Source organism: Streptomyces sp. URMC 126, from assembly GCF_051386555.1.
Lineage (GTDB): Bacteria > Actinomycetota > Actinomycetes > Streptomycetales > Streptomycetaceae > Streptomyces.
In genome coordinates this window covers 1-23,527 of record NZ_JBPQTX010000085.1, presented here as the reverse complement: position 1 = coordinate 23,527, position 23,527 = coordinate 1, and the positions used below count along the sequence as shown (strand labels likewise).

Genomic DNA, 23,527 nt, shown 5'->3' with positions numbered 1-23,527 from the left:
TTCCGGTTCCGTCGTGGACGGGGGGTGGGCGGGGGAGTCCTGCGTGCCTGTGACGGCCGGGGCGTGGGTTTCCTCCGTGGCGGTCGCGGTGGCGTGGCGGGCGCCGGTGGCGTCTCGCGGGCCGAGGACGGCCACGGCCCGGGCCACGGCCAGCGCGTCCGCGCCGCCGCGGTGGACACAGGCCAGGACCGCGGCGCGGTACGCCGCGCCCGGGGCCGGGAGCGGGGTCTCGGCGGTGGGGGACGCGGCGACGGTGTCGTCCAGCAGGGCGTGGAGGAGCAGCGGGTTGCCGCCGGTCAGGCGGTGCAGGTGCGTGGTCAGACGGTCGGCGGCCGGCTCGCCCAGGCGCTGGGCGGCGAGCCGGGCGACGGCGTGGCGGCCGAGGGGCGTGAGGTGCAGGTGACGTGTTCGGGGCTGGTACTGGAGTTCGCCCAGCAGGGTGCGGTGGGCCGTGCCGTGCGGTGCCTCGGTGACGACGAGGGCGGCGCGGGCCGTGCGCAGTCGGCGGATGAGGTAGAGCAGGCACTGCTGGGACGCGTGGTCCGCGTACTGGAGGTCGTCCACGCAGAGGAGCAGGGGCTGGTCGGCCGCCAGGGCGAGGGCCGCGTGGTAGACGCGGCGGAGTAGGGGTGGGGGGACGGTCGTGGGTGTCGCGTTTGAGGTGAAGTCCCTTGCCGGGAGCGCCAGTTCGGGGAAGAGCTGGTCTGCCAGCGCGTAGGGGAAGGGCTGTTCGGCGGGGCTGCCGAGGGCGGTGCGGACCGTGAAGCCGTGCTCGGTGGCGCGGGTGCGGAGGGCGTGCAGCAGTTCCGTTTTGCCGAGGGCGGTGGCGCCGTGGATGACCGCGAAGCCGCCGAGGCCGCGGGCGCTTTCCGCCAAGGCGGCGGAGAGGGTGGCGAGTTCGGCTTCGCGGTCGACGAGCATCGGGTGCCCCTTTCCCCCGGGGAGGCGGCCTCCGGTACGGCGGGGCAGCACGATAGCAAGGTGGGGTGGGGTTGCCCCGGTCTCTCCCCCAGGGGGCACCCCCATTCGCCGTTCCGTGGGGCCCGCGGGCCCGGTGGTCGTGCGCTGCGCTCCAGGTTGGGTTGCCCCTGTCCCTCCCCCAGAGGGGGCACCCCCATTTCACCGTTTCTTGCAGGGGCTGCGCCCCCGCACCCCCCCGCAGCGCGCTGCGCGCGCTGTCCTCAAACGCCGGACGGGCTGGAGGGGGCTATCCGATGTCCGGGCGCCAGATCCACGGGGTCGCGTCCGGGGCGAGGCCCACTACGCAGAGGCGGTGGGCGCCGTCCGTGTGGAGGGCGGGGGTGGCCACGGGGATCGGCCGGCGGTCGGCGACGGTCGGGCGGGTGTCGTCGGACGCCGCGTCGATCACCTGGGCGCGGCCCTCCAGGTCCTTGCCCAGGACCATCAGGGCGTCCCGGTGGCCGCGCAGCGGCAGGGCCCGGGCGGCGAGCGGGCCGTAGCCGGTGAGGTCGCCCACCGCGGAGTCCTTGAGCTCCTCCGTGCCCGAACCGCCGGTGAGGCGGTACGCCTGCGGACGGGACTGGGCCGGCTGACGGTAGACGAGCACGAGCTTGCCGTCGTCGCCCGGGTGGGCGGCCACCGGGTCGCCCGCCGGCTTGGGCAGGTCGTCCAGCGGCAGGAAGCGCATGGGCTTGCCCGGGGCGTCCTGGCTCCAGTGGTGCACGGTGTCGCGGCCGACGCCGAGGACGTGGATCCGGCGCTCGCCGTCCAGCGCGACGGTCAGCCCTTCCTGGACGTCCTGGCCGCCGAGGTTGCGCCACTTGCCCCACTTGCCGTTGCGCTCGCGCACCCGGGTGGAGACGCCCTTGCCGGCGTTGCGGACGAACAGGTGGACCCGTCCGTCGGTGTCGGTGACCGCCGCCGGGATGCCCACCCGGCGCCCCCGGTCGGGGTCGTGCTCGGGGTTGCCGAGGCCGGCCCAGCCGGTGAACGGGCCGTCGGGGGTGCGTTGCCCCAGGACGACGATCTCGCGGGTGTCGGCCCGGCCCTCGCCCTCCAGGGCGGAGAACCGCAGCGCGAAGACCAGGCGGCGGCCCTCGGCGTCCTTGACGGTGGACAGGGCGGGGGCCAGCGGGCCGCCGCCGAGGTTCTGCGGCGCTCCCCAGCGGCCGCTGCCGGCCGAGGTCTCGCGCCAGCGGACGGCGTGCAGGCCGAGCACCCCGTACGCCTCCAGGCGGCCGGAGCGGTCGCTGTCCAGCGCGGGCGTGGCGCCCGGGTGGCGGTAGTGGGTGGAGCGGATCCAGCCCTTGCGGTTCTTCAGGGGGCGGTCGCCGCCCTGGCCGTAGTCGCCGCAGCCGCCGTCGTTGCCGCAGTGCCAGTCCGGGGCGCCGCCGTAGGCCTCCACCAGCTCGTGCTTCTGGGCGACGATCTCGTGGGGGAGGTTGTGCGGCCAGCGCTGGTTGTAGTAGCCGCGGTAGGAGGTGGTGAGGAAGCGGGGCGGGTGCTTGTCGCGGCGCGTCGCGTCCGCCGACCACTGGGAGAGCGCCTTCCAGGTGAAGAGGGCGGTGGGGGTGTGGTCGCGGTGGTCCGAGCACGCTCCGTAGTCGTTGTCCTTGGGGTGCGTGGCGTCGTGGACCTGGTAGTCGGGGTCCGGGTCCATGGTGTGGACCACGGTCGGCCGGAAACGATCCATGATCGTTGCGAGGGCGTCCACCAGCGTGCTGTGCCGGTAGGTGCTCACCTTGGTACAGGGCGATCCCTTGGCCACCAGGGACTGCGCCACCGCGCCGGGCTCGTCCCACAGCTGCGGCATCCGGACGTTGCGGCCGGAGAGCATGGCGACGTTGAGGAAGATCAGCCGGGCCCGGCGGTCGCCGGCGACGAGCTCGTTCGTCTCGGCCTGCACCCCGCCCGGCAGCCGCAGGACCGACTTGCGCCAGGCGGTGAACGGGTGCCGGCCCAGCATCCGGGCGTACGCCTGGCGGAGCCCCTGGTGACGGGCGGAGGAGTAGGCCGCCTTGTCGTGGTGCTCCCGCTCCTTGCGCGGCATGCCCTCCACCCAGTTCTGCCCTATGGCCTCGCCGGCCGTCACATAGACGGAGACCACCGGGACCCCGGCGCGGACCATGTGCAGCGCGTCCGGGTTCATGAAGAAGAGGTCGTCGTCCGGGTGAGCCAGGACCTGGAGCAGCAGCGGGCCGCGCGCGTCGGCGAAGGGCTGGGTGGTGCGCGGGTCCACGGCGCGGACGGGGGAGGCGGAGGGGGCGGACTTCTCGGAACCGCTGTCACTGCATCCCGTCGCCACGGCCGCCGTGACGGCAGCGATCCCGGCGAGCACAGACCGACGCCCGACCGGACGAGCGTTCTGGAACGGAACGGTTCTGCGCTGTGAGATGTTCAACTACCTGACTCCGCTTCATTGTCCAGCGCCCCCCAGCGTGAAAAGGGACGGGGAAGAGGCCCGGCGGGTTGCCCAACTTGCTACAAAGCCTGATTTCCCCTTCGCGAGAGCCGTCGGTTTTCGGCCACTGTGGCGCGCACGACACCTTGGTGCCACCACGCCATGAGGCAGAATGACCGTTCTGCCCCGAATGCCCGCAGAATGGCGGCAGGGCGGTTTGACATCTGCGCCGGTCGGGGTACCTTCTTCGGCTGCGATTGGCGCGGCTTCCGTCCTGTATGGCACACTGTTCAGGTTGCTCGGTTGAGTGCCGATGCTGCGCGCCTCCCGCCGGGAGGACTGGAAGCGAGTCCCGCAGTACTCGTCGTCCCTTATGAGGGGCGGAAGTACGGGAATCTTCCGGGAAGTGTCAGCGGGGTGCCAGCCAGGCACTCGGTGGGTGTCCTTCCCCCACAAGCCCCTTGAGCAGGGATCTCCCCTTGGGAGATCTGCTGGAAGGGGCGCGACACGCCCGACCGCGTGGGTCGGAGGTGAGCGGGGAGTGGACGGTGTTCTTCCGGTGGAGTTTCCACGGGGAAGCGCACGGCCCGGCCGAGTCCCAGAGCGTTACGAGAGACAGGACTACGAAGTAGCCATGGCGGGACAGAAGATCCGCATCCGGCTCAAGGCCTACGACCACGAGGTCATCGACTCCTCGGCGAAGAAGATCGTCGAGACGGTGACCCGCACTGGTGCGTCGGTCGCGGGCCCGGTGCCGCTGCCCACTGAGAAGAACGTGTACTGCGTCATCAAGTCGCCGCACAAGTACAAGGACTCGCGCGAGCACTTCGAGATGCGCACGCACAAGCGCCTCATCGACATCCTCGACCCCACGCCGAAGACGGTTGACTCGCTGATGCGTCTCGACCTGCCGGCGGGCGTCGACATCGAGATCAAGCTCTGAGGTGACGCGCGAGATGGCTAAGCAGATCAAGGGCGTCCTGGGCGAGAAGCTCGGCATGACGCAGGTCTGGGACGAGAACAACCGCGTCGTCCCGGTCACCGTTGTCAAGGCCGGTCCCTGCGTCGTGACGCAGGTCCGCACCAACGACGCCGACGGCTACGAGTCGGTCCAGATCGCCTTCGGCGAGATCGACCCGCGCAAGGTGAACAAGCCCCTCAAGGGCCACTTCGCCAAGGCCGACGTGACCCCCCGCCGCCACCTGGTGGAGATCCGCACCTCCGACGCCGCCGAGTACACCCTCGGCCAGGAGATCACCGCGGACGTGTTCGAGGCCGGCGTCAAGGTCGACGTCACGGGCAAGAGCAAGGGCAAGGGCTTCGCCGGTGTCATGAAGCGCCACAACTTCCGTGGCCTCGGCGCCGGGCACGGCACCCAGCGCAAGCACCGCTCCCCCGGTTCGATCGGTGGCTGCGCCACCCCGGGCCGTGTGTTCAAGGGCCTCCGCATGGCGGGCCGCATGGGCAACGAGCGGGTCACCACCCAGAACCTGACCGTCCACGCCGTTGACGCGGAGAAGGGCCTGCTCCTCATCAAGGGCGCGGTTCCTGGTCCGAACGGCGGCCTCGTCCTGGTCCGTACCGCGGCCAAGGGGGCCTGAGGTAACCGATGAGCACCATTGACATCCTTTCGCCGGCAGGCGACAAGGCCGGGACCGTCGAGCTCCCCGCGGAGATCTTCGACGCGAAGGTCAGCGTTCCGCTGATCCACCAGGTCGTCGTCGCGCAGCTGGCCGCTGCCCGTCAGGGCACGCACAAGACCAAGACTCGTGGCGAGGTCCGCGGCGGTGGCAAGAAGCCGTACCGCCAGAAGGGCACCGGTCGCGCCCGTCAGGGTTCGACCCGCGCGCCGCAGTTCGCCGGTGGTGGCGTCGTGCACGGTCCCGTGCCGCGTGACTACTCGCAGCGGACCCCGAAGAAGATGAAGGCCGCCGCCCTGCGTGGCGCCCTCTCCGACCGGGCCCGCCACAGCCGTATCCACGTCGTCTCCGGCGTGGTCGACGGCGCGGTGTCCACCAAGGCCGCGAAGAGCCTGTTCGGCAAGATCTCCGAGCGCAAGAACGTGCTCCTGGTCGCCGAGCGCTCCGACGAGGCCGCGTGGCTCTCCGCGCGCAACCTGCCCCAGGTGCACATCCTGGAGCCGGGCCAGCTGAACACGTACGACGTGCTCGTCTCCGACGACGTGGTCTTCACCCAGGCCGCCTTCGAGTCCTTCGTGTCTGGCCCCAAGGCCGCTGAAGGGAGCGAAGCCTGATGACTGAGGCCGTCGTCACCAGCAAGACGTTCTCGGACCCGCGCGACCTCCTGGTCAAGCCGGTCGTCTCCGAGAAGAGCTACGCGCTGCTGGACGAGAACAAGTACACGTTCATCGTCGACCCGCGCGCCAACAAGACCCAGATCAAGCAGGCCGTCGAGGCGGTCTTCTCGGTCAAGGTCACCGGGGTCAACACGATCAACCGTCAGGGTAAGCGCAAGCGCACCAAGACCGGTTTCGGCAAGCGCGCCAACACCAAGCGCGCCATCGTGACCCTCGCCGAGGGCGACCGTATCGACATCTTCGGCGGCCCGGTCTCCTAACGGAGTTCCGAGTCGTCCGATATCGGACGAGGACTGAAAAATGGGTATCCGCAAGTACAAGCCGACGACTCCGGGCCGTCGTGGCTCCAGCGTCGCCGACTTTGTCGAGATCACGCGGTCCACGCCGGAGAAGTCGCTGGTCCGCCCGCTGCACAGCAAGGGCGGCCGTAACAACGCCGGTCGTGTGACCGTCCGCCACCAGGGCGGTGGCCACAAGCGCGCCTACCGTGTGATCGACTTCCGTCGTCACGACAAGGACGGCGTGCCGGCCAAGGTCGCTCACATCGAGTACGACCCCAACCGCACCGCGCGCATCGCGCTGCTCCACTACGTGGACGGCGAGAAGCGCTACATCATCGCGCCGCGCGGCCTCGGCCAGGGCGACCGTATTGAGAACGGCCCCGGGGCCGACATCAAGCCGGGCAACAACCTGCCGCTGCGCAACATCCCGGTCGGTACGACCATCCACGCCATCGAGCTGCGTCCCGGTGGCGGCGCGAAGATCGCCCGCTCCGCCGGTTCCTCCGTGCAGCTGCTGGCGAAGGAGGGCACCATGGCCCACCTTCGTATGCCGTCCGGTGAGATCCGCCTGGTCGACGTGCGCTGCCGCGCCACCGTCGGTGAGGTCGGCAACGCCGAGCAGTCGAACATCAACTGGGGCAAGGCCGGCCGCATGCGCTGGAAGGGCGTCCGCCCGACCGTCCGCGGTGTCGCGATGAACCCGGTCGACCACCCGCACGGTGGTGGTGAGGGCAAGACCTCCGGTGGTCGCCACCCGGTCTCCCCGTGGGGTCAGAAGGAGGGTCGTACTCGTTCTCCCAAGAAGGCGAGCAACAAGTACATCGTCCGCCGCCGCAAGACGAACAAGAAGCGCTAGGAGCGGGTTTAGATGCCGCGTAGTCTCAAGAAGGGGCCCTTCGTCGACGACCACCTGATCAAGAAGGTGGACGCCCAGAACGAAGCAGGCACCAAGAACGTCATCAAGACCTGGTCCCGCCGCTCCATGATCGTGCCGGCCATGCTCGGCCACACGCTGGCGGTGCACAACGGCAAGACCCACGTCCCGGTGTTCGTCACCGAGTCGATGGTCGGCCACAAGCTCGGCGAGTTCTCGCCGACCCGCACCTTCCGCGGCCACGTCAAGGACGACCGGAAGTCGAAGCGCCGCTAACCGCGGGGTGTGAACGACTATGACTGACACCGAAGGGACAACCATGGAAGCCAGGGCCCAGGCGCGGTACATCCGCGTCACGCCCATGAAGGCCCGCCGCGTGGTGGACCTCATCCGTGGCATGGACGCCACGGAGGCTCAGGCGGTCCTGCGTTTCGCCCCGCAGGCCGCGAGCGTGCCGGTCGGCAAGGTGCTGGACAGCGCCATTGCCAACGCCGCGCACAACTACGACCACTCTGACGTCGACAGCCTCTACATCTCCGAGGCCTACGTCGACGAGGGCCCGACCCTGAAGCGGTTCCGTCCGCGCGCCCAGGGCCGCGCCTACCGGATCCGCAAGCGGACCAGCCACATCACCGTGGTCGTCAGCAGCAAGGAAGGAACCCGGTAATGGGCCAGAAGGTTAACCCGCACGGGTTCCGGCTCGGTGTGACCACGGACTTCAAGTCCCGCTGGTACGCCGACAAGCTGTACAAGGACTACGTCAAGGAAGACGTTGCCATTCGTCGCATGATGACGAAGGGCATGGAGCGCGCCGGCATCTCCAAGGTCGAGATCGAGCGCACCCGCGACCGCGTCCGCGTCGACATCCACACCGCTCGTCCGGGCATCGTCATCGGCCGCCGCGGCGCCGAGGCCGACCGCATCCGCGGCGAGCTGGAGAAGCTCACCGGCAAGCAGGTCCAGCTGAACATCCTCGAGGTCAAGAACCCCGAGGTCGACGCTCAGCTGGTCGCGCAGGCCGTCGCCGAGCAGCTGTCCTCCCGCGTCTCCTTCCGTCGCGCCATGCGCAAGAGCATGCAGTCGACGATGAAGGCCGGCGCCAAGGGCATCAAGATCCAGTGCGGTGGCCGTCTCGGCGGCGCCGAGATGTCCCGCTCGGAGTTCTACCGCGAGGGCCGTGTGCCCCTGCACACGCTCCGCGCGAACGTCGACTACGGCTTCTTCGAGGCCAAGACCACCTTCGGCCGCATCGGCGTGAAGGTCTGGATCTACAAGGGCGACGTCAAGAACATCGCCGAGGTCCGCGCCGAGAACGCCGCCGCCCGTGCGGGCAACCGCCCGTCGCGTGGCGCCGGCGACCGCCCGGCCCGTGGCCGTGGTGGCGAGCGTGGCGGCCGCGGCCGCAAGCCGCAGCAGGCTGCCGAGGCCCCCAAGGCCGAGGCCACCGCTGCTCCGGCTGAGTCCACCGGAACGGAGGCCTGACCGACATGCTGATCCCTCGCAGGGTCAAGCACCGCAAGCAGCACCACCCCAAGCGGAACGGCATGGCCAAGGGTGGCACCGAGCTGGCGTTCGGTGAGTACGGCATCCAGGCCCTGACCCCGGCCTACGTGACGAACCGGCAGATCGAGTCCGCTCGTATCGCCATGACCCGTCACATCAAGCGTGGCGGCAAGGTGTGGATCAACATCTACCCGGACCGTCCGCTCACGAAGAAGCCCGCCGAGACCCGCATGGGTTCCGGTAAGGGTTCCCCGGAGTGGTGGGTCGCGAACGTCAAGCCCGGTCGGGTGATGTTCGAGCTGTCCTTCCCGAACGAAAAGGTTGCTCGTGAGGCGCTGACCCGCGCCGCCCACAAGCTTCCGATGAAGTGCCGCATTGTTCGGCGCGAGGCAGGTGAGTCGTGATGGCTGCCGGTACCAAGGCGACCGAGCTGCGTGAGCTGAACAACGAGGACCTCGTTGCCAAGCTCCGTGAGGCCAAGGAAGAGCTGTTCAACCTCCGCTTCCAGGCGGCGACCGGACAGCTTGAGAACCACGGCCGGCTGAAGGCCGTCCGCAAGGACATCGCCCGGATCTACACCCTGATGCGCGAGCGCGAGCTCGGCATCGAGACGGTGGAGAGCGCCTGATGAGCGAGAAGAACATGACTGAGACGAACGAGCGCGGCTTCCGCAAGACCCGTGAGGGCCTCGTCGTCAGCGACAAGATGGACAAGACCGTCGTCGTCGCTGTCGAGGACCGCGTCAAGCACGCGCTGTACGGCAAGGTCATCCGCCGTACCAACAAGCTCAAGGCGCACGACGAGCAGAACGCCGCGGGTGTCGGCGACCGCGTCCTCCTGATGGAGACCCGGCCGCTGTCCGCGACGAAGCGCTGGCGCGTCGTCGAGATCCTCGAGAAGGCCAAGTAATCACCTGAGGGCATCGGCCCCCAGGTAAGTTCCGCCAGGCTCGGCGGTGGGCCTCGGACACGTACTCCGTGGACGAGGCCCCCGCCGGGAACCGGCAGACGATCAGGAGATAGACGTGATCCAGCAGGAGTCGCGACTTCGCGTCGCCGACAACACTGGTGCCAAGGAGATCCTTTGCATCCGTGTTCTCGGTGGCTCGGGTCGCCGCTACGCGGGCATCGGTGACGTCATCGTCGCCACCGTCAAGGACGCGATCCCCGGTGGCAACGTGAAGAAGGGCGACGTCGTCAAGGCCGTCGTCGTTCGCACCGTCAAGGAGCGCCGCCGTCCGGACGGCTCGTACATCCGCTTCGACGAGAACGCGGCCGTCATCCTCAAGAACGACGGTGACCCCCGCGGCACCCGTATCTTCGGCCCCGTCGGCCGAGAGCTGCGCGAGAAGAAGTTCATGAAGATCGTCTCGCTCGCGCCGGAGGTGCTGTAAGCATGAAGATCAAGAAGGGCGACCTGGTTCAGGTCATCACCGGCAAGGACAAGGGCAAGACGGGCAAGGTCATCCAGGCCATGCCCGCCGAGGACCGCGTCCTGGTCGAGGGTGTCAACCGGGTCAAGAAGCACACCAAGGCCGGCCAGACCGCCCGTGGTTCGAAGACCGGCGGCATCGTCACGACCGAGGCCCCCATCCACGTGAGCAACGTTCAGCTCGTCGTGGAGAAGGACGGCAAGAAGGTCGTCACCCGCGTCGGCTACCGCTTCGACGAGGACGGCAACAAGATCCGCGTTGCCAAGCGGACCGGTGAGGACATCTGATGACTGCCACCACCAACGCACCGCGCCTCAAGCAGCGCTACCGCGAAGAGATCATCGGCAAGCTGCGTGAGGAGTTCTCCTACGAGAACATCATGCAGGTTCCGGGCCTGACCAAGATCGTGGTCAACATGGGTGTGGGCGACGCCGCCCGCGACTCCAAGCTGATCGAGGGCGCCATCCGCGACCTCACCACGATCACCGGCCAGAAGCCGGCCGTGACCAAGGCCCGCAAGTCCATCGCGCAGTTCAAGCTGCGTGAGGGCCAGCCGATCGGCGCCCACGTCACCCTCCGTGGCGACCGCATGTGGGAGTTCCTGGACCGCACCCTGTCGCTCGCGCTGCCGCGCATCCGCGACTTCCGTGGTCTGTCCCCGAAGCAGTTCGACGGCCGGGGCAACTACACCTTCGGTCTCACGGAGCAGGTCATGTTCCACGAGATCGACCAGGACAAGATCGACCGGGTCCGGGGCATGGACATCACCGTGGTCACCACGGCGACCAACGACGACGAGGGTCGTGCCCTCCTTCGTCACCTCGGCTTCCCGTTCAAGGAGAACTGACCGTGGCGAAGAAGTCCCTGATCGCTAAGGCCTCGCGCAAGCCGAAGTTCTCGGTCCGCGCGTACACCCGCTGCAACCGCTGCGGCCGGCCGCACTCCGTTTACCGCAAGTTCGGCCTCTGCCGCGTGTGCCTTCGTGAGATGGCTCACCGTGGCGAGCTGCCGGGCGTGACCAAGAGCTCCTGGTAATCCCCTACTTGGGTAACCAGGGCTCTCGGTAAGCCTGTGGACGGCGGGCACCCGCCCCGGCTCTCCCGTAGAGTTGAGGGGTTGGGCGCCCGCCGCCCATGACCGCACGCGCCCCGCACCTCTGTGCGGGCCGCATAACGTCGCTTACTACGCCGTAGGTCCCCGCGCCGCACCCGCCCCGACCATGTTCGGGGAGAGGGATGGCGCAGATAGGAAACCCCGGCGAGAGAGGCCGAAGGCCAAACATGACCATGACCGATCCGATCGCAGACATGCTGACCCGTCTGCGGAACGCGAACTCGGCTTACCACGACACCGTGGCCATGCCCCACAGCAAGATCAAGGCGCACATCGCCGAGATCCTGCAGCAGGAGGGCTACATCACCGGCTGGAAGGTCGAGGACGCCGAGGTCGGCAAGTCCCTGATCCTCGAGCTGAAGTTCGGCCCGAACCGTGAGCGCTCCATCGCGGGCATCAAGCGGATCTCGAAGCCGGGCCTGCGGGTCTACGCAAAGTCCACCAACCTGCCGAAGGTCCTCGGCGGTCTGGGCGTGGCGATCATCTCCACGTCCCACGGCCTCCTGACCGGCCAGCAGGCACAGAAGAAGGGCGTGGGTGGGGAAGTCCTCGCCTACGTCTGGTAATCGGGAACGGAGGAAGAGCTAATGTCGCGCATTGGCAAGCTGCCCATCCAGGTTCCCGCTGGTGTGGACGTCACCATCGATGGCCGCTCGGTCCAGGTGAAGGGTCCCAAGGGCTCCCTTTCCCTCGACATCTCGGCGCCCATCGAGATCGCTAAGGGCGAGGACGGCGTTCTGAACGTCACCCGTCCCAACGACGAGCGTCAGAACAAGGCCCTGCACGGTCTGTCGCGCACGCTGGTGGCGAACATGATCACCGGCGTGACCCAGGGTTACAGCAAGAAGCTTGAGATCAGCGGTGTCGGTTACCGCGTCCAGGCGAAGGGCTCCAACCTGGAGTTCTCGCTGGGCTACAGCCACCCGATCCTGGTCGAGGCCCCCGAGGGCATCACCTTCAAGGTGGAGTCCCCGACCAAGCTGACTGTCGAGGGCATCGACAAGCAGAAGGTCGGCGAGGTCGCCGCGAACATCCGCAAGCTGCGGAAGCCCGACCCGTACAAGGCCAAGGGTGTCAAGTACGAGGGCGAAGTCATCCGCCGCAAGGTCGGAAAGGCTGGTAAGTAAGCCATGGCATACGGTGTGAAGATCGCTAAGGGCGACGCGTACAAGCGCGCCGCCGCGAAGCGCCGCCACATCCGGATCCGCAAGCGGATCTCGGGTACGGCCGAGCGTCCGCGTCTGGTCGTGACGCGGTCCAACCGCGGCATCGTCGCCCAGGTCATCGACGACATCCAGGGGCACACCCTGGCGTCGGCGTCGCACCTGGACGCGTCGATCCGCGGCGGCGAGGGCGACAAGAGCGCCCAGGCGAAGAAGGTGGGCGCCCTGGTCGCCGAGCGTGCCAAGGCCGCCGGCGTCGAGGCCGTCGTGTTCGACCGCGGTGGCAACCAGTACGCCGGGCGCATCGCCGCTCTGGCGGACGCCGCCCGCGAAGCCGGGCTGAAGTTCTAAGCCCCGGTTCCGGAGCTAGCGGACGTAACAGAGAGAGGTAATTCCAATGGCTGGACCCCAGCGCCGCGGAAGCGGTGCCGGTGGCGGCGAGCGGCGGGACCGGAAGGGCCGTGACGGTGGCGCTGCCGCCGAGAAGACCGCGTACGTCGAGCGCGTAGTCGCGATCAACCGCGTCGCCAAGGTTGTCAAGGGTGGCCGTCGCTTCAGCTTCACCGCGCTCGTCGTGGTGGGCGATGGTGACGGCACGGTCGGTGTCGGTTACGGCAAGGCCAAGGAAGTTCCGGCTGCCATCGCCAAGGGCGTGGAAGAGGCCAAGAAGAACTTCTTCAAGGTCCCCCGGATCCAGGGCACCATCCCCCACCCGATCCAGGGCGAGAAGGCGGCCGGTGTCGTCCTGCTCAAGCCCGCCACCCCCGGTACCGGTGTTATCGCCGGTGGCCCGGTGCGTGCGGTGCTCGAGTGCGCCGGCGTCCACGACATCCTGTCGAAGTCGCTCGGTTCGTCGAACCCGATCAACATCGTGCACGCCACGGTGGAGGCCCTCAAGGGACTGCAGCGTCCCGAGGAGATCGCCGCCCGTCGTGGTCTGCCGCTCGAGGACGTCGCGCCCGCCGCCCTGCTGCGTGCGCGTGCGGGGGCGGGTGCGTAATGGCTCGTCTCAAGGTCACGCAGACCAAGTCCTACATCGGCAGCAAGCAGAACCACCGCGACACCCTGCGTTCGCTCGGTCTGAAGAAGATCAACGACGTGGTTGTCAAGGAAGACCGTCCCGAGATCCGCGGCATGGTGCACACCGTCCGCCACCTCGTCACGGTCGAGGAGGTCGACTGACATGGCGGAGCAGAACCCGCTGAAGGTCCACAACCTCCGTCCGGCTCCCGGCGCCAAGACCGCCAAGACCCGTGTGGGTCGTGGTGAGGCGTCGAAGGGTAAGACGGCCGGTCGTGGTACCAAGGGCACCAAGGCCCGCTACCAGGTTCCGGAGCGCTTCGAGGGTGGGCAGATGCCCCTCCACATGCGCCTCCCGAAGCTGAAGGGCTTCAAGAACCCCGCCCACAAGCAGTTCCAGGTCGTGAACCTGGACAAGCTGGCCGCGCTCTACCCGCAGGGTGGCGAGGTCACGGTGGCCGACCTGGTCGCCAAGGGCGCGGTGCGCAAGAACGAGCTCGTCAAGGTCCTGGGCCAGGGCGAGATCTCCGTGGCGATCCAGGTGACGGTCGACGCCGTCTCCGGTTCCGCCAAGGAGAAGATCGCCGCCGCCGGCGGCACCGTCACCGAACTCATCTGAGTTCGTTGATCCGACAACCGGGGATGTCCCATCAGGGGCATCCCCGGTTGGTCGTTCCTAGCCGGGCACGGTCGCCGGTAAGGTGGCGTGGACTGTTGCTGTACCCATGGGGGGACTCACCCCCGGGTCGTGCGGACTGTGCCCGTACGGCTATGGCTGATATGTATTCGTCGATCCTCAAGACCGTTACCTCTCACGTGGGTGCGTGAGAGGCGCAGGAGGCACCGTGCTCACCGCGTTCGCCCGGGCGTTCAAGACGCCCGACCTGCGCAAGAAGCTGCTGTTCACGCTGGGCATCATGGTGCTCTACCGGCTCGGGTCGCAGGTCCCGATCCCGGGGGTCAACTACCAGAATGTCCAGACGTGTGTCGACCAGGCCAAGAGTGGTCAGGGCCTGTTCGGCCTCGTGAACATGTTCAGTGGTGGCGCGCTGCTGCAGATCACGATCTTCGCGCTGGGGGTCATGCCGTACATCACGGCGAGCATCATCCTGCAGCTGCTCACGGTCGTGATCCCCCGGCTGGAGGCCCTGAAGAAGGAAGGGCAGTCCGGCCAGGCCAAGATCACGCAGTACACGCGTTATCTGACCATCGCGCTCGCCGTCCTCCAGGGCACCGGACTCGTCGCCGTCGCGCGCAACGGCGCGCTCTTCGGCAACTGCCCGGTCGCGTCCGAGATCGTGCCCAACCACTCCATCTTCACGACCATCACGATGGTCATCACCATGACCGCGGGCACCGCGCTGATCATGTGGCTCGGTGAGCTCGTCACCGACCGCGGCATCGGCAACGGCATGTCGATCCTGATGTTCACCTCGATCGCCGCGCAGTTCCCGAGCGCGCTGTGGGCGATCAAGCTCCAGGGCAAGCTGATGGGCGGCTGGCTGGAGTTCGGCCTCGTCATCCTCTGCGGCCTGGCGATGGTCGGCCTGGTGGTCTTCGTCGAGCAGGCCCAGCGCCGCGTGCCCGTGCAGTACGCGAAGCGCATGATCGGCCGCCGCTCGTACGGCGGGACGTCGACCTACATCCCGCTCAAGGTGAACCAGGCGGGCGTCATCCCCGTGATTTTCGCCTCGTCCCTGCTCTACATCCCGGCGCTGCTGGTGCAGTTCACCGACTCCAAGGACTCGGGCTGGGCGCAGTGGGTCCAGGCCAACCTGGTCAAGGGCGACCACCCCATCTACATGGCCACTTACTTCCTGCTGATCGTTTTCTTCGCCTTCTTCTACGTCGCCATCTCCTTCAACCCCGAAGAAGTTGCAGACAACATGAAGAAGTATGGTGGGTTCATCCCGGGCATCCGGGCGGGACGTCCCACCGCGGAGTACCTGAGCTACGTGCTGAACCGCATCACGTGGCCGGGCTCTCTCTACCTGGGCCTGATCGCCCTGGTGCCCACCGTGGCGCTGGTCACACTCAACGCGAACCAGAACTTCCCATTCGGGGGAACCAGCATCCTGATCATCGTGGGTGTCGGTCTGGAGACGGTGAAGCAGATCGAGAGCCAGCTTCAGCAGCGCAACTACGAAGGGTTCCTCCGCTGATGCGAATCGTCCTCGTCGGGCCGCCCGGCGCCGGCAAGGGTACGCAGGCCGCGTACCTCGCCAAGAATCTCGCGATCCCGCACATCTCGACGGGCGACCTTTTCCGGGCGAACATCAGCCAGGGCACCCCGCTGGGTGTCGAGGCCCAGGAGTACATGCGCGCCGGCCAGCTGGTCCCGGACTCGGTGACCGTCGGCATGGCCGAGGACCGGATGAACCAGGACGACGCGGCGGGCGGCTTCCTGCTGGACGGCTTCCCGCGCAACATCGGCCAGGCCGAGGCGCTGGACGCCTATCTGCAGGGCAAGGGCCTGAAGCTGGACGCCGTCCTGGACCTGGAGGTCCCCGAGGACGAGGTGGTCAAGCGGATCGCCGGCCGCCGGATCTGCCGCGCGGACAGCAGCCACGTGTTCCACGTGATCTACAACCGCTCGGAGACCGAGGGCGTCTGCGACGTCTGCGGTGGCGAGCTCTACCAGCGTGACGACGACCGTGAGGACACGGTCCGCAAGCGGCTGGAGGTCTACCACAGCGAGACCGAGCCGATCATCGACTACTACAAGGCCCAGGGCCTGGTGGTGACGATCTCCGCGCTCGGCAAGGTCGCCGAGGTGACCCAGCGGGCCATGGAGGCGCTCCCCGCGCGGGACGGCGCCTGACCCACACCCGTGGTGTACGGCCGCGATGCCCTTCGGGGTATCGCGGCCGTAGTGTTGTTTGAACCGGTATCCCCGTGAATTTTTCCGTGTACGTGTCGTCGAGCCGAGGAAGGCCCCCATGGCGGTAGAGATCAAGACCCCGGACCAGATCGCGAAGATGCGCGAGGCGGGGCTGGTCGTCGCCGCCATCCACGCCGCCACCCGCGAGGCGGCGGTGCCGGGCGCGACCACCAAGGACCTGGACGACGTCGCCCGCAAGGTGCTGGCCGAGCACGGTGCCAAGTCGAACTTCCTCGGCTACGGCGGCTTCCCCGCGACGATCTGCACCTCGGTGAACGAGGTCGTCGTCCACGGCATCCCGAGCGCGGAGACCGTCCTGAAGGACGGCGACATCATCTCGATCGACGCCGGCGCCATCGTGGACGGCTGGCACGGCGACGCGGCCTTCACGGCCTTCGTGGGCACCGGGCACGCCCCGGAGCTGGTGGAGCTCTCCCGGGTGACCGAGGAGTCCATGTGGGCCGGCATCGCGGCCGTGCGGAACGGCAACCGGCTGGTGGACGTCTCCCGGGCCATCGAGACGTACATCCGCCGCCAGCCGCGCCCGGCGACCGGCAAGTACGGGATCATCGAGGACTACGGCGGGCACGGCATCGGCTCCGAGATGCACATGGATCCGCACCTGCTGAACTACGTCTCCCGCAAGCGGGGCCGCGGCCCGAAGCTGGTCCCGGGCTTCTGCATCGCGATCGAGCCGATGGTCTCCCTCGGCACGCCGCGGACGCACGTCCTGGAGGACGACTGGACGGTCCTCACCGACGACCTGACCTGGTCCTCGCACTGGGAGCACTCCGTCGCCCTGACGGAGGACGGGCCGCTGGTGCTCACCGCCGTGGACGGCGGGAAGGCCAAGCTGGCCGAGCTGGGCGTGACGGCGGCGCCGGATCCGCTGGGCTGAGGTCCGGCTCGTGGCGGGCCTTCCGGGTGGGGAAGCCGCCGCTTAAGGATCACCGCGGCTGGGCAAGCACCCCTGGATTAGTCTTTCCGGTTGCCCTGACGTAGACTGATGCGTCGGCTCTCGTGTATCCGCATGCCCGCGTTCGCGCGGGGGTACGAATCCCGGAGTCGATCAAGGTAGCCGATTCGAAAGGCGAAGCGTGGCCAAGAAGCAAGGTGCCATCGAGATTGAGGGCACCGTGATCGAGTCTCTGCCGAACGCCATGTTCAAGGTGGAGCTCCAGAACGGTCACAAGGTCCTCGCGCACATCAGCGGCAAGATGCGGATGCACTACATCCGTATCCTTCCCGACGACCGGGTCGTAGTGGAGCTCTCTCCGTACGACCTGACGCGCGGACGGATCGTCTACCGCTACAAGTAGATCTTGTCGGCATCCCGCCTCGGCGGGGTGGTGGCACTGACCCGGAGAACCTCACATCCCATGAAGGTCAAGCCGAGCGTCAAGAAGATCTGCGACAAGTGCAAGGTGATCCGCCGCCACGGCCGGGTCATGGTCATCTGCGACAACCTGCGCCACAAGCAGCGCCAGGGCTGACGCACACCGAACCGCACTCCGCAGTTCTTCGCGCGACGCGAGCAACGTACATACGCAGGGCCCGTCCCTCTCTGTAAGGAGGGCGACACCCCCGGTTTCGGAGGCCGGGGACCCAGTCCGTACCAACTCTTCGCCCCGGCGGAGGGGACGGCGGCTGGGAGCGGTCCTGTGGAAGACCTCCGACGAACATCTGGAGCCATTCAATGGCACGCGTTTCCGGTGTCGACATCCCGCGTGACAAGCGCGTGGAGGTCGCACTCACCTACGTCTTCGGTATCGGCCGCACCCAGTCGAAGGCGACTCTCGCCGCCACCGGTGTGAACCCGAACACCCGCGTTCGTGACCTGGCCGAAGAGGACCTGGTCAAGATCCGCGAGTACGTGGACGCCAACCTCAAGACCGAGGGTGACCTCCGTCGCGAGATCCAGGCCGACATCCGCCGCAAGGTCGAGATCGGCTGCTACCAGGGTCTGCGTCACCGTCGTGGCCTGCCGGTCCACGGTCAGCGCACCAGCACGAACGCTCGTACCCGCAAGGGCCCGCGTCGCGCCATCGCCGGCAAGAAGAAGCCGGGCAAGAAGTAGTCCTCAGCGGACGCTTGACCACGCGGTCTTCGCTGTAGGACCGACCACCTCCCTGTAGGAGTAAGAGATGCCCCCCAAGGGTCGTCAGGGCGCTGCCAAGAAGGTGCGCCGCAAGGAAAAGAAGAACGTCGCTCACGGCCACGCGCACATCAAGAGCACGTTCAACAACACGATCGTGTCCATCACGGACCCGACCGGCAACGTGATCTCCTGGGCCTCCGCCGGCCACGTCGGCTTCAAGGGCTCGCGCAAGTCCACCCCGTTCGCCGCGCAGATGGCCGCCGAGTCGGCCGCTCGCCGCGCGCAGGAGCACGGCATGCGCAAGGTCGACGTCTTCGTCAAGGGTCCCGGCTCCGGCCGTGAGACCGCGATCCGCTCCCTCCAGGCCACCGGCCTTGAGGTCGGCTCGATCCAGGACGTGACGCCCACGCCCCACAACGGCTGCCGTCCGCCCAAGCGTCGCCGCGTCTGACGACGGCTGCTTGATCTGAGGATCCGGGCGGTACGGCTCTGCGGAGCCGTATCGCCCGTACCCTTGTAATTCAGGGCATCAAATAGTGGGTGCCCCTGACTGAAGGAAACACTTCATGCTGATCGCTCAGCGTCCCTCGCTGACCGAAGAGGTCGTCGACGAGTTCCGCTCGCGGTTCGTGATCGAGCCGCTGGAGCCGGGCTTCGGCTACACCCTCGGCAACTCCCTGCGTCGTACGCTCCTCTCCTCGATCCCGGGTGCGGCGGTCACGTCCATCCGCATCGACGGCGTCCTGCACGAGTTCACCACCGTGCCGGGTGTCAAGGAGGACGTCACCGACCTCATCCTCAACATCAAGCAGCTGGTCGTCTCCTCGGAGCACGACGAGCCGGTCGTGATGTACCTGCGCAAGCAGGGCCCGGGTCTGGTCACCGCCGCCGACATCGCCCCGCCGGCCGGCGTCGAGGTGCACAACCCCGACCTGGTCCTGGCGACCCTGAACGCCAAGGGCAAGCTGGAGATGGAGCTGACCGTCGAGCGCGGTCGCGGCTACGTCTCCGCCGTCCAGAACAAGCAGGTGGGCCAGGAGATTGGCCGTATCCCGGTCGACTCCATCTACTCGCCGGTCCTCAAGGTCACCTACAAGGTCGAGGCGACCCGAGTCGAGCAGCGCACCGACTTCGACAAGCTGATCGTCGACGTCGAGACCAAGCAGGCGATGCGCCCGCGTGACGCCATGGCGTCCGCCGGCAAGACGCTGGTCGAGCTGTTCGGTCTCGCCCGCGAGCTGAACATCGACGCCGAGGGCATCGACATGGGTCCGTCCCCGACGGACGCCGCCCTGGCCGCCGACCTGGCGCTGCCGATCGAGGAGCTGGAGCTCACGGTCCGCTCCTACAACTGCCTCAAGCGCGAGGGCATCCACTCCGTGGGTGAGCTCGTCGCCCGCTCCGAGGCCGACCTGCTCGACATCCGCAACTTCGGTGCGAAGTCGATCGACGAGGTCAAGGCGAAGCTGGCCGGTATGGGCCTGGCGCTGAAGGACTCGCCTCCCGGCTTCGACCCGACCGCCGCCGCCGACGCTTTTGGCGCCGATGACGACGCGGACGCGGGTTTCGTGGAGACCGAGCAGTACTGAGCTCGGGCCTCACGGCCTGATTTCGGCTGCCGGCCGGCTTCGGCTGGTCGCGCAGTTCCCCGCGCCCCTTTGGGGCGCGGGCCCCTCCGGACGTTCGAAAGAGCGCCCGGATCTCCGACAGGCGTCCGCCTGCTCGGATACTGACTCCGGTACCTGATACGGCCGGGGCAGACCAAAGGAGAAACACCATGCCGCGTCCCACCAAGGGTGCCCGTCTGGGCGGCGGTGCCGCGCACGAGAAGCTGATGCTGGCGAACCTCGCCCGCTCCCTCTTCGAGCACGGCCGCATCACCACCACCGAGGCCAAGGCCCGTCGCCTGCGCCCGGTGGCGGAGCGCCTGATCACCAAGGCGAAGAAGGGCGACATCCACAACCGTCGCCAGGTGCTGCAGACGATCACCGACAAGGGCATCGTCCACACCCTCTTCACCGAGATCGCTCCGCGCTACGCCGAGCGTCCGGGTGGCTACACCCGCATCACCAAGATCGGTAACCGCCGTGGCGACAACGCGCCCATGGCCGTGATCGAGCTGGTCGAGGGCGAGATCGCCAAGAAGGCGACCGTCGCCGAGGCCGAGGCCGCCACCAAGCGTGCGGTCAAGGAGGCCGACGAGGCCAAGGCCGCCGAGGCGGCCGAGGAGTCGAAGGACGCCTGACATCGCTGATGCGTGTCAGTGACGGGCCCGCCCCTTTTCGGGGGGGGGCCCGTCCCGCATTTCTGTGAGAGGAACTCTCGGTGAGTGACGAGGTGGAGCCCGGTCGCGTCCGGGTGCGGCTGGACCTGTCGTACGACGGCCGGGACTTCTCCGGCTGGGCCAAGCAGCGTGAGGGTCAGCGCACGGTGCAGGGCGAGCTGGAGGACGCGATCCGGACCGTGACGCGGTCCAAGGAGACGTACGAGCTGACGGTCGCCGGCCGGACGGACGCCGGGGTGCACGCCCGCGGCCAGGTCGCCCACGTCGACCTGCCCGTCGAGGTGTGGGCCGAGCACGAGGACAAGCTGCTGCGCCGGCTGGCCGGCCGGCTGCCGCACGACGTCCGGGTGTGGCGCGTGGCGGAGGCGCCCGCCGGGTTCAACGCGCGGTTCTCCGCGATCTGGCGCCGGTACGCGTACCGGGTCGTGGACCACCCGGCCGGAGTCGACCCGCTGCTGCGCGGACACGTGCTGTGGCACGACTGGCCGCTGGACGTCGACGCGATGAACGCGGCGGCCGAACGGCTCGTCGGGGAACACGATTTCGCGGCGTACTGCAAGAAGCGCGAGGGTGCCACGACCATCCGTACGCTCCAGCGGCTCGACTGGGAGCGGGACGCGTCCGGGGTGATCACCGCGACCGTGAAGGCCGACGCGTTCTGCCACAACATGGTGCGGTCGCTGGTCGGCGCGCTGCTGTTCGTCGGCGACGGGCACCGGCCGGTGGACTGGCCGGGGAAGGTGCTGGCGGCCGGGGTGCGGGACTCGGCGGTGCACGTGGTGAAGCCGCACGGGCTGACGCTGGAGGAGGTCGGCTACCCGGCCGACTCCGAGCTCGCCGCCCGCAACCGGGAAGCGCGCAACAAGCGCACGCTCCCCGGTTCGTCGGGTTGCTGCTAGGCCGTCACTTCGTCTCGGCGGCCGGGCAGTTGACGGCCAGGTCGCTGTTGACGGTGAGGTACGGGCGGACGCCGCCGACCGTCGGGTAGATGTCGGTCTTGTTTCGGTCGACGATGTCGCCGACGATCCGTCCGATCCGCACCGGCTCGGCGTCGCCGGCCAGCCGCAGCGCCAGGTCCCAGATCGCGCCCTCGTCCCCGCGGGCCGCCTTGAGCTGCGAGTTGCGCAGGGTGAAGCGGAAGGTCGTCGGGTCCAGGACGGTGACCTCGGCCGAGATGTCGGCCGCGGACTCGGAGCGCGGGGTGCCGATGACGAACGGCTTGGTGTCCTCGGTGAACGAGGTGCCGTAGAGCCGGCCCTGGACCGTGAACGACGTCTCGGACTGGCGGATCGTCAGGGCCTCGGCGTGCGCGTCGCGGTACCAGGCGCGCAGGGCCAGGTACCCGTCGACCGTCGGGTAGGCGATCATCCAGGTGAACGGGGAGCCGGGCAGCGGCTCCAGGCCGAGGAGGTTCTTGCCCTCGGCGAGGTGGGAGACGACGCGGCGGCGCGCCTTGTCCTCGTCGCGGACGACGTGCAGGTCCCAGCGGCCCTCGCCGAGGCGCAGCTTGGCGCGGTCCAGGACGGCGGTGTAGGGGGCGCCCGGAGCGGCGGGAGTGGCGAGCGGGACGCTGACCGGCTTGCCCTCCTTGCGGCGGGTGACGGTCAGCGAGAGGTCGTCGCCGGCCAGGCCCTTGCCGTCGACGGAGACGACGATGTTGCCGTCGGCGTCGACGCGCGTGGAGGCGGTGGCCTTCAGCGGTCGGCGGACTATCTCCTTCAGGGCCTCCGAGACCGGCTTGCGGGCCGGCTGGGCGACCGGGCGGTGGCGCAGGGGCCGGATCACCTTGCCGATGGTGCGGCGCAGGCTCTGGCCGAGCGGGGCGCTCTTGTCGGCGGCGGCCTGGTCGGCGGCCGGGCGCGGGCGGGTGTCGACGCCGAGGCTGCGGATCAGGTCCTCGTAGGCGTCGGCGATCTGCTCGGGGGCGTAGCGCTGGGCGGACACCTTGGCGGCGGCGCCCATGGTGCGGCGCAGCTCGTCGTCCTCGATGAGCTTGAGGAGGCCCTTGGCGATGCCCTCGCTGTCGCCGACGGGGACGAGGAGGCCGTCCTTGCCGTCGGTGATGATCTCGCCGGGGCCGTGCGGGCAGTCGGTGGCGACGACGGGGACGCCGCAGTTCATGGCCTCCACGATCGTCATGCCGAACGACTCCTCGCGGGAGGTGACGGCGGCGATGGAGCCCTTGGCCCACTCGGTCTCGATGGGGGAGTGGGCGCCCATCAGAGTGATCGTTTCCGTGAGGTCCAGACGCTCGATCTGGGCACGGAGCTTGGCCAGTTCGGGGCCGCGGCCGTAGATCCGCAGGTTCCAGTCGGGGCGCTTGGCGTGCACGGTGGCCCAGGCGGCGACCAGCAGGTCGTAGCGCTTGACCGGGATGAGGCGGCCGGCGGCGACGACGAGCTTGGTGTCCGGGTCGGCGGGCTCGACCTCGGAGGGCGGGCAGCCGTTGGGGATGCAGATGATCTTCGTCTTGACGTCGGGGAACTGCTCGCGGTGGGTGCGGGCGTCCGCCTCGGAGACGGTGGTGTGGGCGTCCAGGTGCGGGATGGCGCGGTCCTGGGCGGCGCGGATGTTCGGCTCGTGGGTGCCGTAGATCCGGTGCTCCTGGCCGATCTTCAGGTAGCGGTCCTGGCCGAAGCCGGCCAGGTACATCACCAGGCCGGGGCGGGTGGCGACGACGACGTCGGCGTCCGTCTCGGCGAGGTGGTCGGCGACCCGGCGGTCGGTGAGGGCGCTGAAGTGGGCGCCCTTCGCCTCCTTGGGCGGGATGTAAGCGCTGTCCTGCGACAGAAGCGGGTCGTCGCGGTCGGCCCCGTGGTCCTCGCGGGTGTCGATCAGGTTGACCAGCTTGACCTTGGGGTGGAGCGGCAGCCGGGGGACCTTGCCGGTCCGCAGGGTCGACACGATCTCCACTTCGTGCCGGGCGGCGAGTGCGCTGGCGACGTTGAACGTGGAGCGGATGGTGCCGCCGATGCCGTACGCGTTCTGCAACAGGAAAGAGATCTTCATGGCGGTGTGTGCGCGACACGCCTCTGCCGGCGCCGCGTCCGTCCTTCCCCCTGGCCTGGGTACTCGGGGTCCGTCCCCTGCCGGACCGGTCGTGGACGACCGGTCTCTATCGGTTGAGACCGCTGACGGGGGGTTCGGTTGCCTGGGCAGCCTACATTGTGGCCTCTGTCACGCCTCGGGGGGTGGTGGGC

Annotated in this window: 34 protein-coding genes; 31 read left to right on the top strand and 3 right to left on the bottom strand. The window is 68.5% G+C overall.

Annotated elements, in window-relative coordinates; all coding sequences use genetic code 11:
• Both ACSNOK_RS13375 and ACSNOK_RS13370 read right to left on the bottom strand, forming a co-directional pair.
• Positions 1–921 (bottom strand): AAA family ATPase (locus tag ACSNOK_RS13375; protein WP_436780845.1); only part of this gene is annotated, 921 nt, incomplete at its 3' end.
• Between the two features lie 286 nt (positions 922–1,207).
• Positions 1,208–3,298, bottom strand: a complete 2,091-nt coding sequence (locus tag ACSNOK_RS13370; protein WP_436780844.1) for a PIG-L family deacetylase — start codon at positions 3,296–3,298, stop codon at positions 1,208–1,210.
• Between the two features lie 697 nt (positions 3,299–3,995).
• Here ACSNOK_RS13370 and rpsJ point away from each other — a divergent pair.
• From rpsJ to truA, 31 genes are all read left to right on the top strand, one after another.
• Positions 3,996–4,304 (top strand): 30S ribosomal protein S10, encoded by a 309-nt coding sequence (gene rpsJ / locus ACSNOK_RS13365; protein WP_003948644.1) that lies wholly within the window; start codon positions 3,996–3,998, stop codon positions 4,302–4,304.
• Between the two features lie 13 nt (positions 4,305–4,317).
• The gene (gene rplC, locus ACSNOK_RS13360; RefSeq protein ID WP_004950432.1) at positions 4,318–4,962 is read left to right on the top strand and encodes a 50S ribosomal protein L3; all 645 of its coding nucleotides are present in this window, start codon (positions 4,318–4,320) and stop codon (positions 4,960–4,962) included.
• Between the two features lie 8 nt (positions 4,963–4,970).
• A complete protein-coding gene (gene rplD / locus ACSNOK_RS13355) occupies positions 4,971–5,615 on the top strand; it encodes a 50S ribosomal protein L4 (RefSeq protein ID WP_436780843.1) in 645 nt (214 codons plus the stop codon).
• Positions 5,615–5,938 carry a 50S ribosomal protein L23 gene (rplW, locus tag ACSNOK_RS13350; protein WP_058046827.1) on the top strand — a complete coding sequence of 108 codons (324 nt, stop codon included), beginning with the start codon at positions 5,615–5,617 and terminating at the stop codon, positions 5,936–5,938. Before rplD ends, rplW begins: the two co-directional genes overlap by 1 nt.
• A gap of 40 nt (positions 5,939–5,978) precedes the next feature.
• On the top strand, positions 5,979–6,815 hold the full coding sequence (gene rplB / locus ACSNOK_RS13345) for a 50S ribosomal protein L2 (protein ID WP_004950440.1): 837 nt from the start codon (positions 5,979–5,981) through the stop codon (positions 6,813–6,815).
• A gap of 12 nt (positions 6,816–6,827) precedes the next feature.
• Complete coding sequence (gene rpsS, locus ACSNOK_RS13340) at positions 6,828–7,109, top strand: 30S ribosomal protein S19 (RefSeq protein ID WP_030368412.1); 282 nt, start codon at positions 6,828–6,830, stop codon at positions 7,107–7,109.
• A gap of 43 nt (positions 7,110–7,152) precedes the next feature.
• Positions 7,153–7,500 carry a 50S ribosomal protein L22 gene (rplV, locus tag ACSNOK_RS13335; RefSeq protein WP_004950444.1) on the top strand — a complete coding sequence of 116 codons (348 nt, stop codon included), beginning with the start codon at positions 7,153–7,155 and terminating at the stop codon, positions 7,498–7,500.
• A complete protein-coding gene (rpsC, locus tag ACSNOK_RS13330; RefSeq protein ID WP_223769832.1) occupies positions 7,500–8,315 on the top strand; it encodes a 30S ribosomal protein S3 in 816 nt (271 codons plus the stop codon). Before rplV ends, rpsC begins: the two co-directional genes overlap by 1 nt.
• Positions 8,316–8,320: 5 nt before the next feature.
• Positions 8,321–8,740: a 50S ribosomal protein L16 gene (gene rplP, locus ACSNOK_RS13325; protein ID WP_004950450.1), complete on the top strand. Its 420-nt coding sequence runs from the start codon at positions 8,321–8,323 to the stop codon at positions 8,738–8,740.
• A complete protein-coding gene (rpmC, locus tag ACSNOK_RS13320) occupies positions 8,740–8,964 on the top strand; it encodes a 50S ribosomal protein L29 (RefSeq protein ID WP_004950453.1) in 225 nt (74 codons plus the stop codon). Before rplP ends, rpmC begins: the two co-directional genes overlap by 1 nt.
• Positions 8,964–9,245: a 30S ribosomal protein S17 gene (gene rpsQ, locus ACSNOK_RS13315; RefSeq protein ID WP_004950457.1), complete on the top strand. Its 282-nt coding sequence runs from the start codon at positions 8,964–8,966 to the stop codon at positions 9,243–9,245. The genes rpmC and rpsQ overlap by 1 nt, the downstream gene beginning before the upstream one ends.
• A gap of 115 nt (positions 9,246–9,360) precedes the next feature.
• Positions 9,361–9,729 (top strand): 50S ribosomal protein L14, encoded by a 369-nt coding sequence (gene rplN / locus ACSNOK_RS13310; protein WP_004946682.1) that lies wholly within the window; start codon positions 9,361–9,363, stop codon positions 9,727–9,729.
• Between the two features lie 2 nt (positions 9,730–9,731).
• The gene (gene rplX / locus ACSNOK_RS13305) at positions 9,732–10,055 is read left to right on the top strand and encodes a 50S ribosomal protein L24 (protein ID WP_004946679.1); all 324 of its coding nucleotides are present in this window, start codon (positions 9,732–9,734) and stop codon (positions 10,053–10,055) included.
• Entirely contained in the window at positions 10,055–10,615 is a 561-nt protein-coding gene (rplE, locus tag ACSNOK_RS13300; RefSeq protein ID WP_436780842.1) for a 50S ribosomal protein L5, read from the top strand. Before rplX ends, rplE begins: the two co-directional genes overlap by 1 nt.
• 2 nt (positions 10,616–10,617) lie before the next feature.
• Complete coding sequence (locus ACSNOK_RS13295; RefSeq protein ID WP_049718910.1) at positions 10,618–10,803, top strand: type Z 30S ribosomal protein S14; 186 nt, start codon at positions 10,618–10,620, stop codon at positions 10,801–10,803.
• A gap of 245 nt (positions 10,804–11,048) precedes the next feature.
• Positions 11,049–11,447, top strand: a complete 399-nt coding sequence (rpsH, locus tag ACSNOK_RS13290) for a 30S ribosomal protein S8 (protein WP_351506801.1) — start codon at positions 11,049–11,051, stop codon at positions 11,445–11,447.
• Positions 11,448–11,468: 21 nt separating this feature from the next.
• Positions 11,469–12,008 carry a 50S ribosomal protein L6 gene (rplF, locus tag ACSNOK_RS13285; protein WP_436780841.1) on the top strand — a complete coding sequence of 180 codons (540 nt, stop codon included), beginning with the start codon at positions 11,469–11,471 and terminating at the stop codon, positions 12,006–12,008.
• 3 nt (positions 12,009–12,011) lie between these two features.
• Positions 12,012–12,395, top strand: coding sequence for a 50S ribosomal protein L18 (rplR, locus tag ACSNOK_RS13280; protein WP_351506796.1), 384 nt, complete (start codon positions 12,012–12,014; stop codon positions 12,393–12,395).
• A 46-nt stretch (positions 12,396–12,441) separates the two neighbouring features.
• Complete coding sequence (rpsE, locus tag ACSNOK_RS13275; RefSeq protein ID WP_351506794.1) at positions 12,442–13,044, top strand: 30S ribosomal protein S5; 603 nt, start codon at positions 12,442–12,444, stop codon at positions 13,042–13,044.
• Complete coding sequence (gene rpmD, locus ACSNOK_RS13270; protein WP_004946653.1) at positions 13,044–13,226, top strand: 50S ribosomal protein L30; 183 nt, start codon at positions 13,044–13,046, stop codon at positions 13,224–13,226. Before rpsE ends, rpmD begins: the two co-directional genes overlap by 1 nt.
• A 1-nt stretch (position 13,227) precedes the next feature.
• Positions 13,228–13,683, top strand: a complete 456-nt coding sequence (gene rplO, locus ACSNOK_RS13265) for a 50S ribosomal protein L15 (RefSeq protein WP_185943965.1) — start codon at positions 13,228–13,230, stop codon at positions 13,681–13,683.
• Between the two features lie 226 nt (positions 13,684–13,909).
• Complete coding sequence (gene secY / locus ACSNOK_RS13260) at positions 13,910–15,226, top strand: preprotein translocase subunit SecY (RefSeq protein WP_436780846.1); 1,317 nt, start codon at positions 13,910–13,912, stop codon at positions 15,224–15,226.
• Positions 15,226–15,885 (top strand): adenylate kinase, encoded by a 660-nt coding sequence (locus tag ACSNOK_RS13255; RefSeq protein ID WP_436780840.1) that lies wholly within the window; start codon positions 15,226–15,228, stop codon positions 15,883–15,885. The genes secY and ACSNOK_RS13255 overlap by 1 nt, the downstream gene beginning before the upstream one ends.
• 118 nt (positions 15,886–16,003) lie before the next feature.
• Complete coding sequence (gene map, locus ACSNOK_RS13250) at positions 16,004–16,843, top strand: type I methionyl aminopeptidase (protein WP_436780839.1); 840 nt, start codon at positions 16,004–16,006, stop codon at positions 16,841–16,843.
• A 199-nt stretch (positions 16,844–17,042) separates the two neighbouring features.
• Positions 17,043–17,264: a translation initiation factor IF-1 gene (gene infA, locus ACSNOK_RS13245; protein ID WP_003956442.1), complete on the top strand. Its 222-nt coding sequence runs from the start codon at positions 17,043–17,045 to the stop codon at positions 17,262–17,264.
• Between the two features lie 60 nt (positions 17,265–17,324).
• Positions 17,325–17,438, top strand: a complete 114-nt coding sequence (gene rpmJ, locus ACSNOK_RS13240) for a 50S ribosomal protein L36 (protein ID WP_003956441.1) — start codon at positions 17,325–17,327, stop codon at positions 17,436–17,438.
• A 203-nt stretch (positions 17,439–17,641) separates the two neighbouring features.
• Positions 17,642–18,022: a 30S ribosomal protein S13 gene (gene rpsM, locus ACSNOK_RS13235; protein WP_004946638.1), complete on the top strand. Its 381-nt coding sequence runs from the start codon at positions 17,642–17,644 to the stop codon at positions 18,020–18,022.
• A 67-nt stretch (positions 18,023–18,089) separates the two neighbouring features.
• Positions 18,090–18,494 (top strand): 30S ribosomal protein S11, encoded by a 405-nt coding sequence (rpsK, locus tag ACSNOK_RS13230; RefSeq protein WP_003948617.1) that lies wholly within the window; start codon positions 18,090–18,092, stop codon positions 18,492–18,494.
• A gap of 115 nt (positions 18,495–18,609) precedes the next feature.
• Positions 18,610–19,632: a DNA-directed RNA polymerase subunit alpha gene (locus ACSNOK_RS13225; RefSeq protein WP_004946635.1), complete on the top strand. Its 1,023-nt coding sequence runs from the start codon at positions 18,610–18,612 to the stop codon at positions 19,630–19,632.
• 188 nt (positions 19,633–19,820) lie between these two features.
• The gene (gene rplQ / locus ACSNOK_RS13220; protein ID WP_004946630.1) at positions 19,821–20,288 is read left to right on the top strand and encodes a 50S ribosomal protein L17; all 468 of its coding nucleotides are present in this window, start codon (positions 19,821–19,823) and stop codon (positions 20,286–20,288) included.
• A gap of 80 nt (positions 20,289–20,368) precedes the next feature.
• Positions 20,369–21,226: a tRNA pseudouridine(38-40) synthase TruA gene (truA, locus tag ACSNOK_RS13215; protein ID WP_436780838.1), complete on the top strand. Its 858-nt coding sequence runs from the start codon at positions 20,369–20,371 to the stop codon at positions 21,224–21,226.
• 4 nt (positions 21,227–21,230) lie between these two features.
• Here truA and ACSNOK_RS13210 read toward each other — a convergent pair whose 3' ends face one another.
• Complete coding sequence (locus ACSNOK_RS13210; RefSeq protein ID WP_436780837.1) at positions 21,231–23,336, bottom strand: glycosyltransferase; 2,106 nt, start codon at positions 23,334–23,336, stop codon at positions 21,231–21,233.
• Between the last annotated feature and the right edge of the window lie 191 nt (positions 23,337–23,527).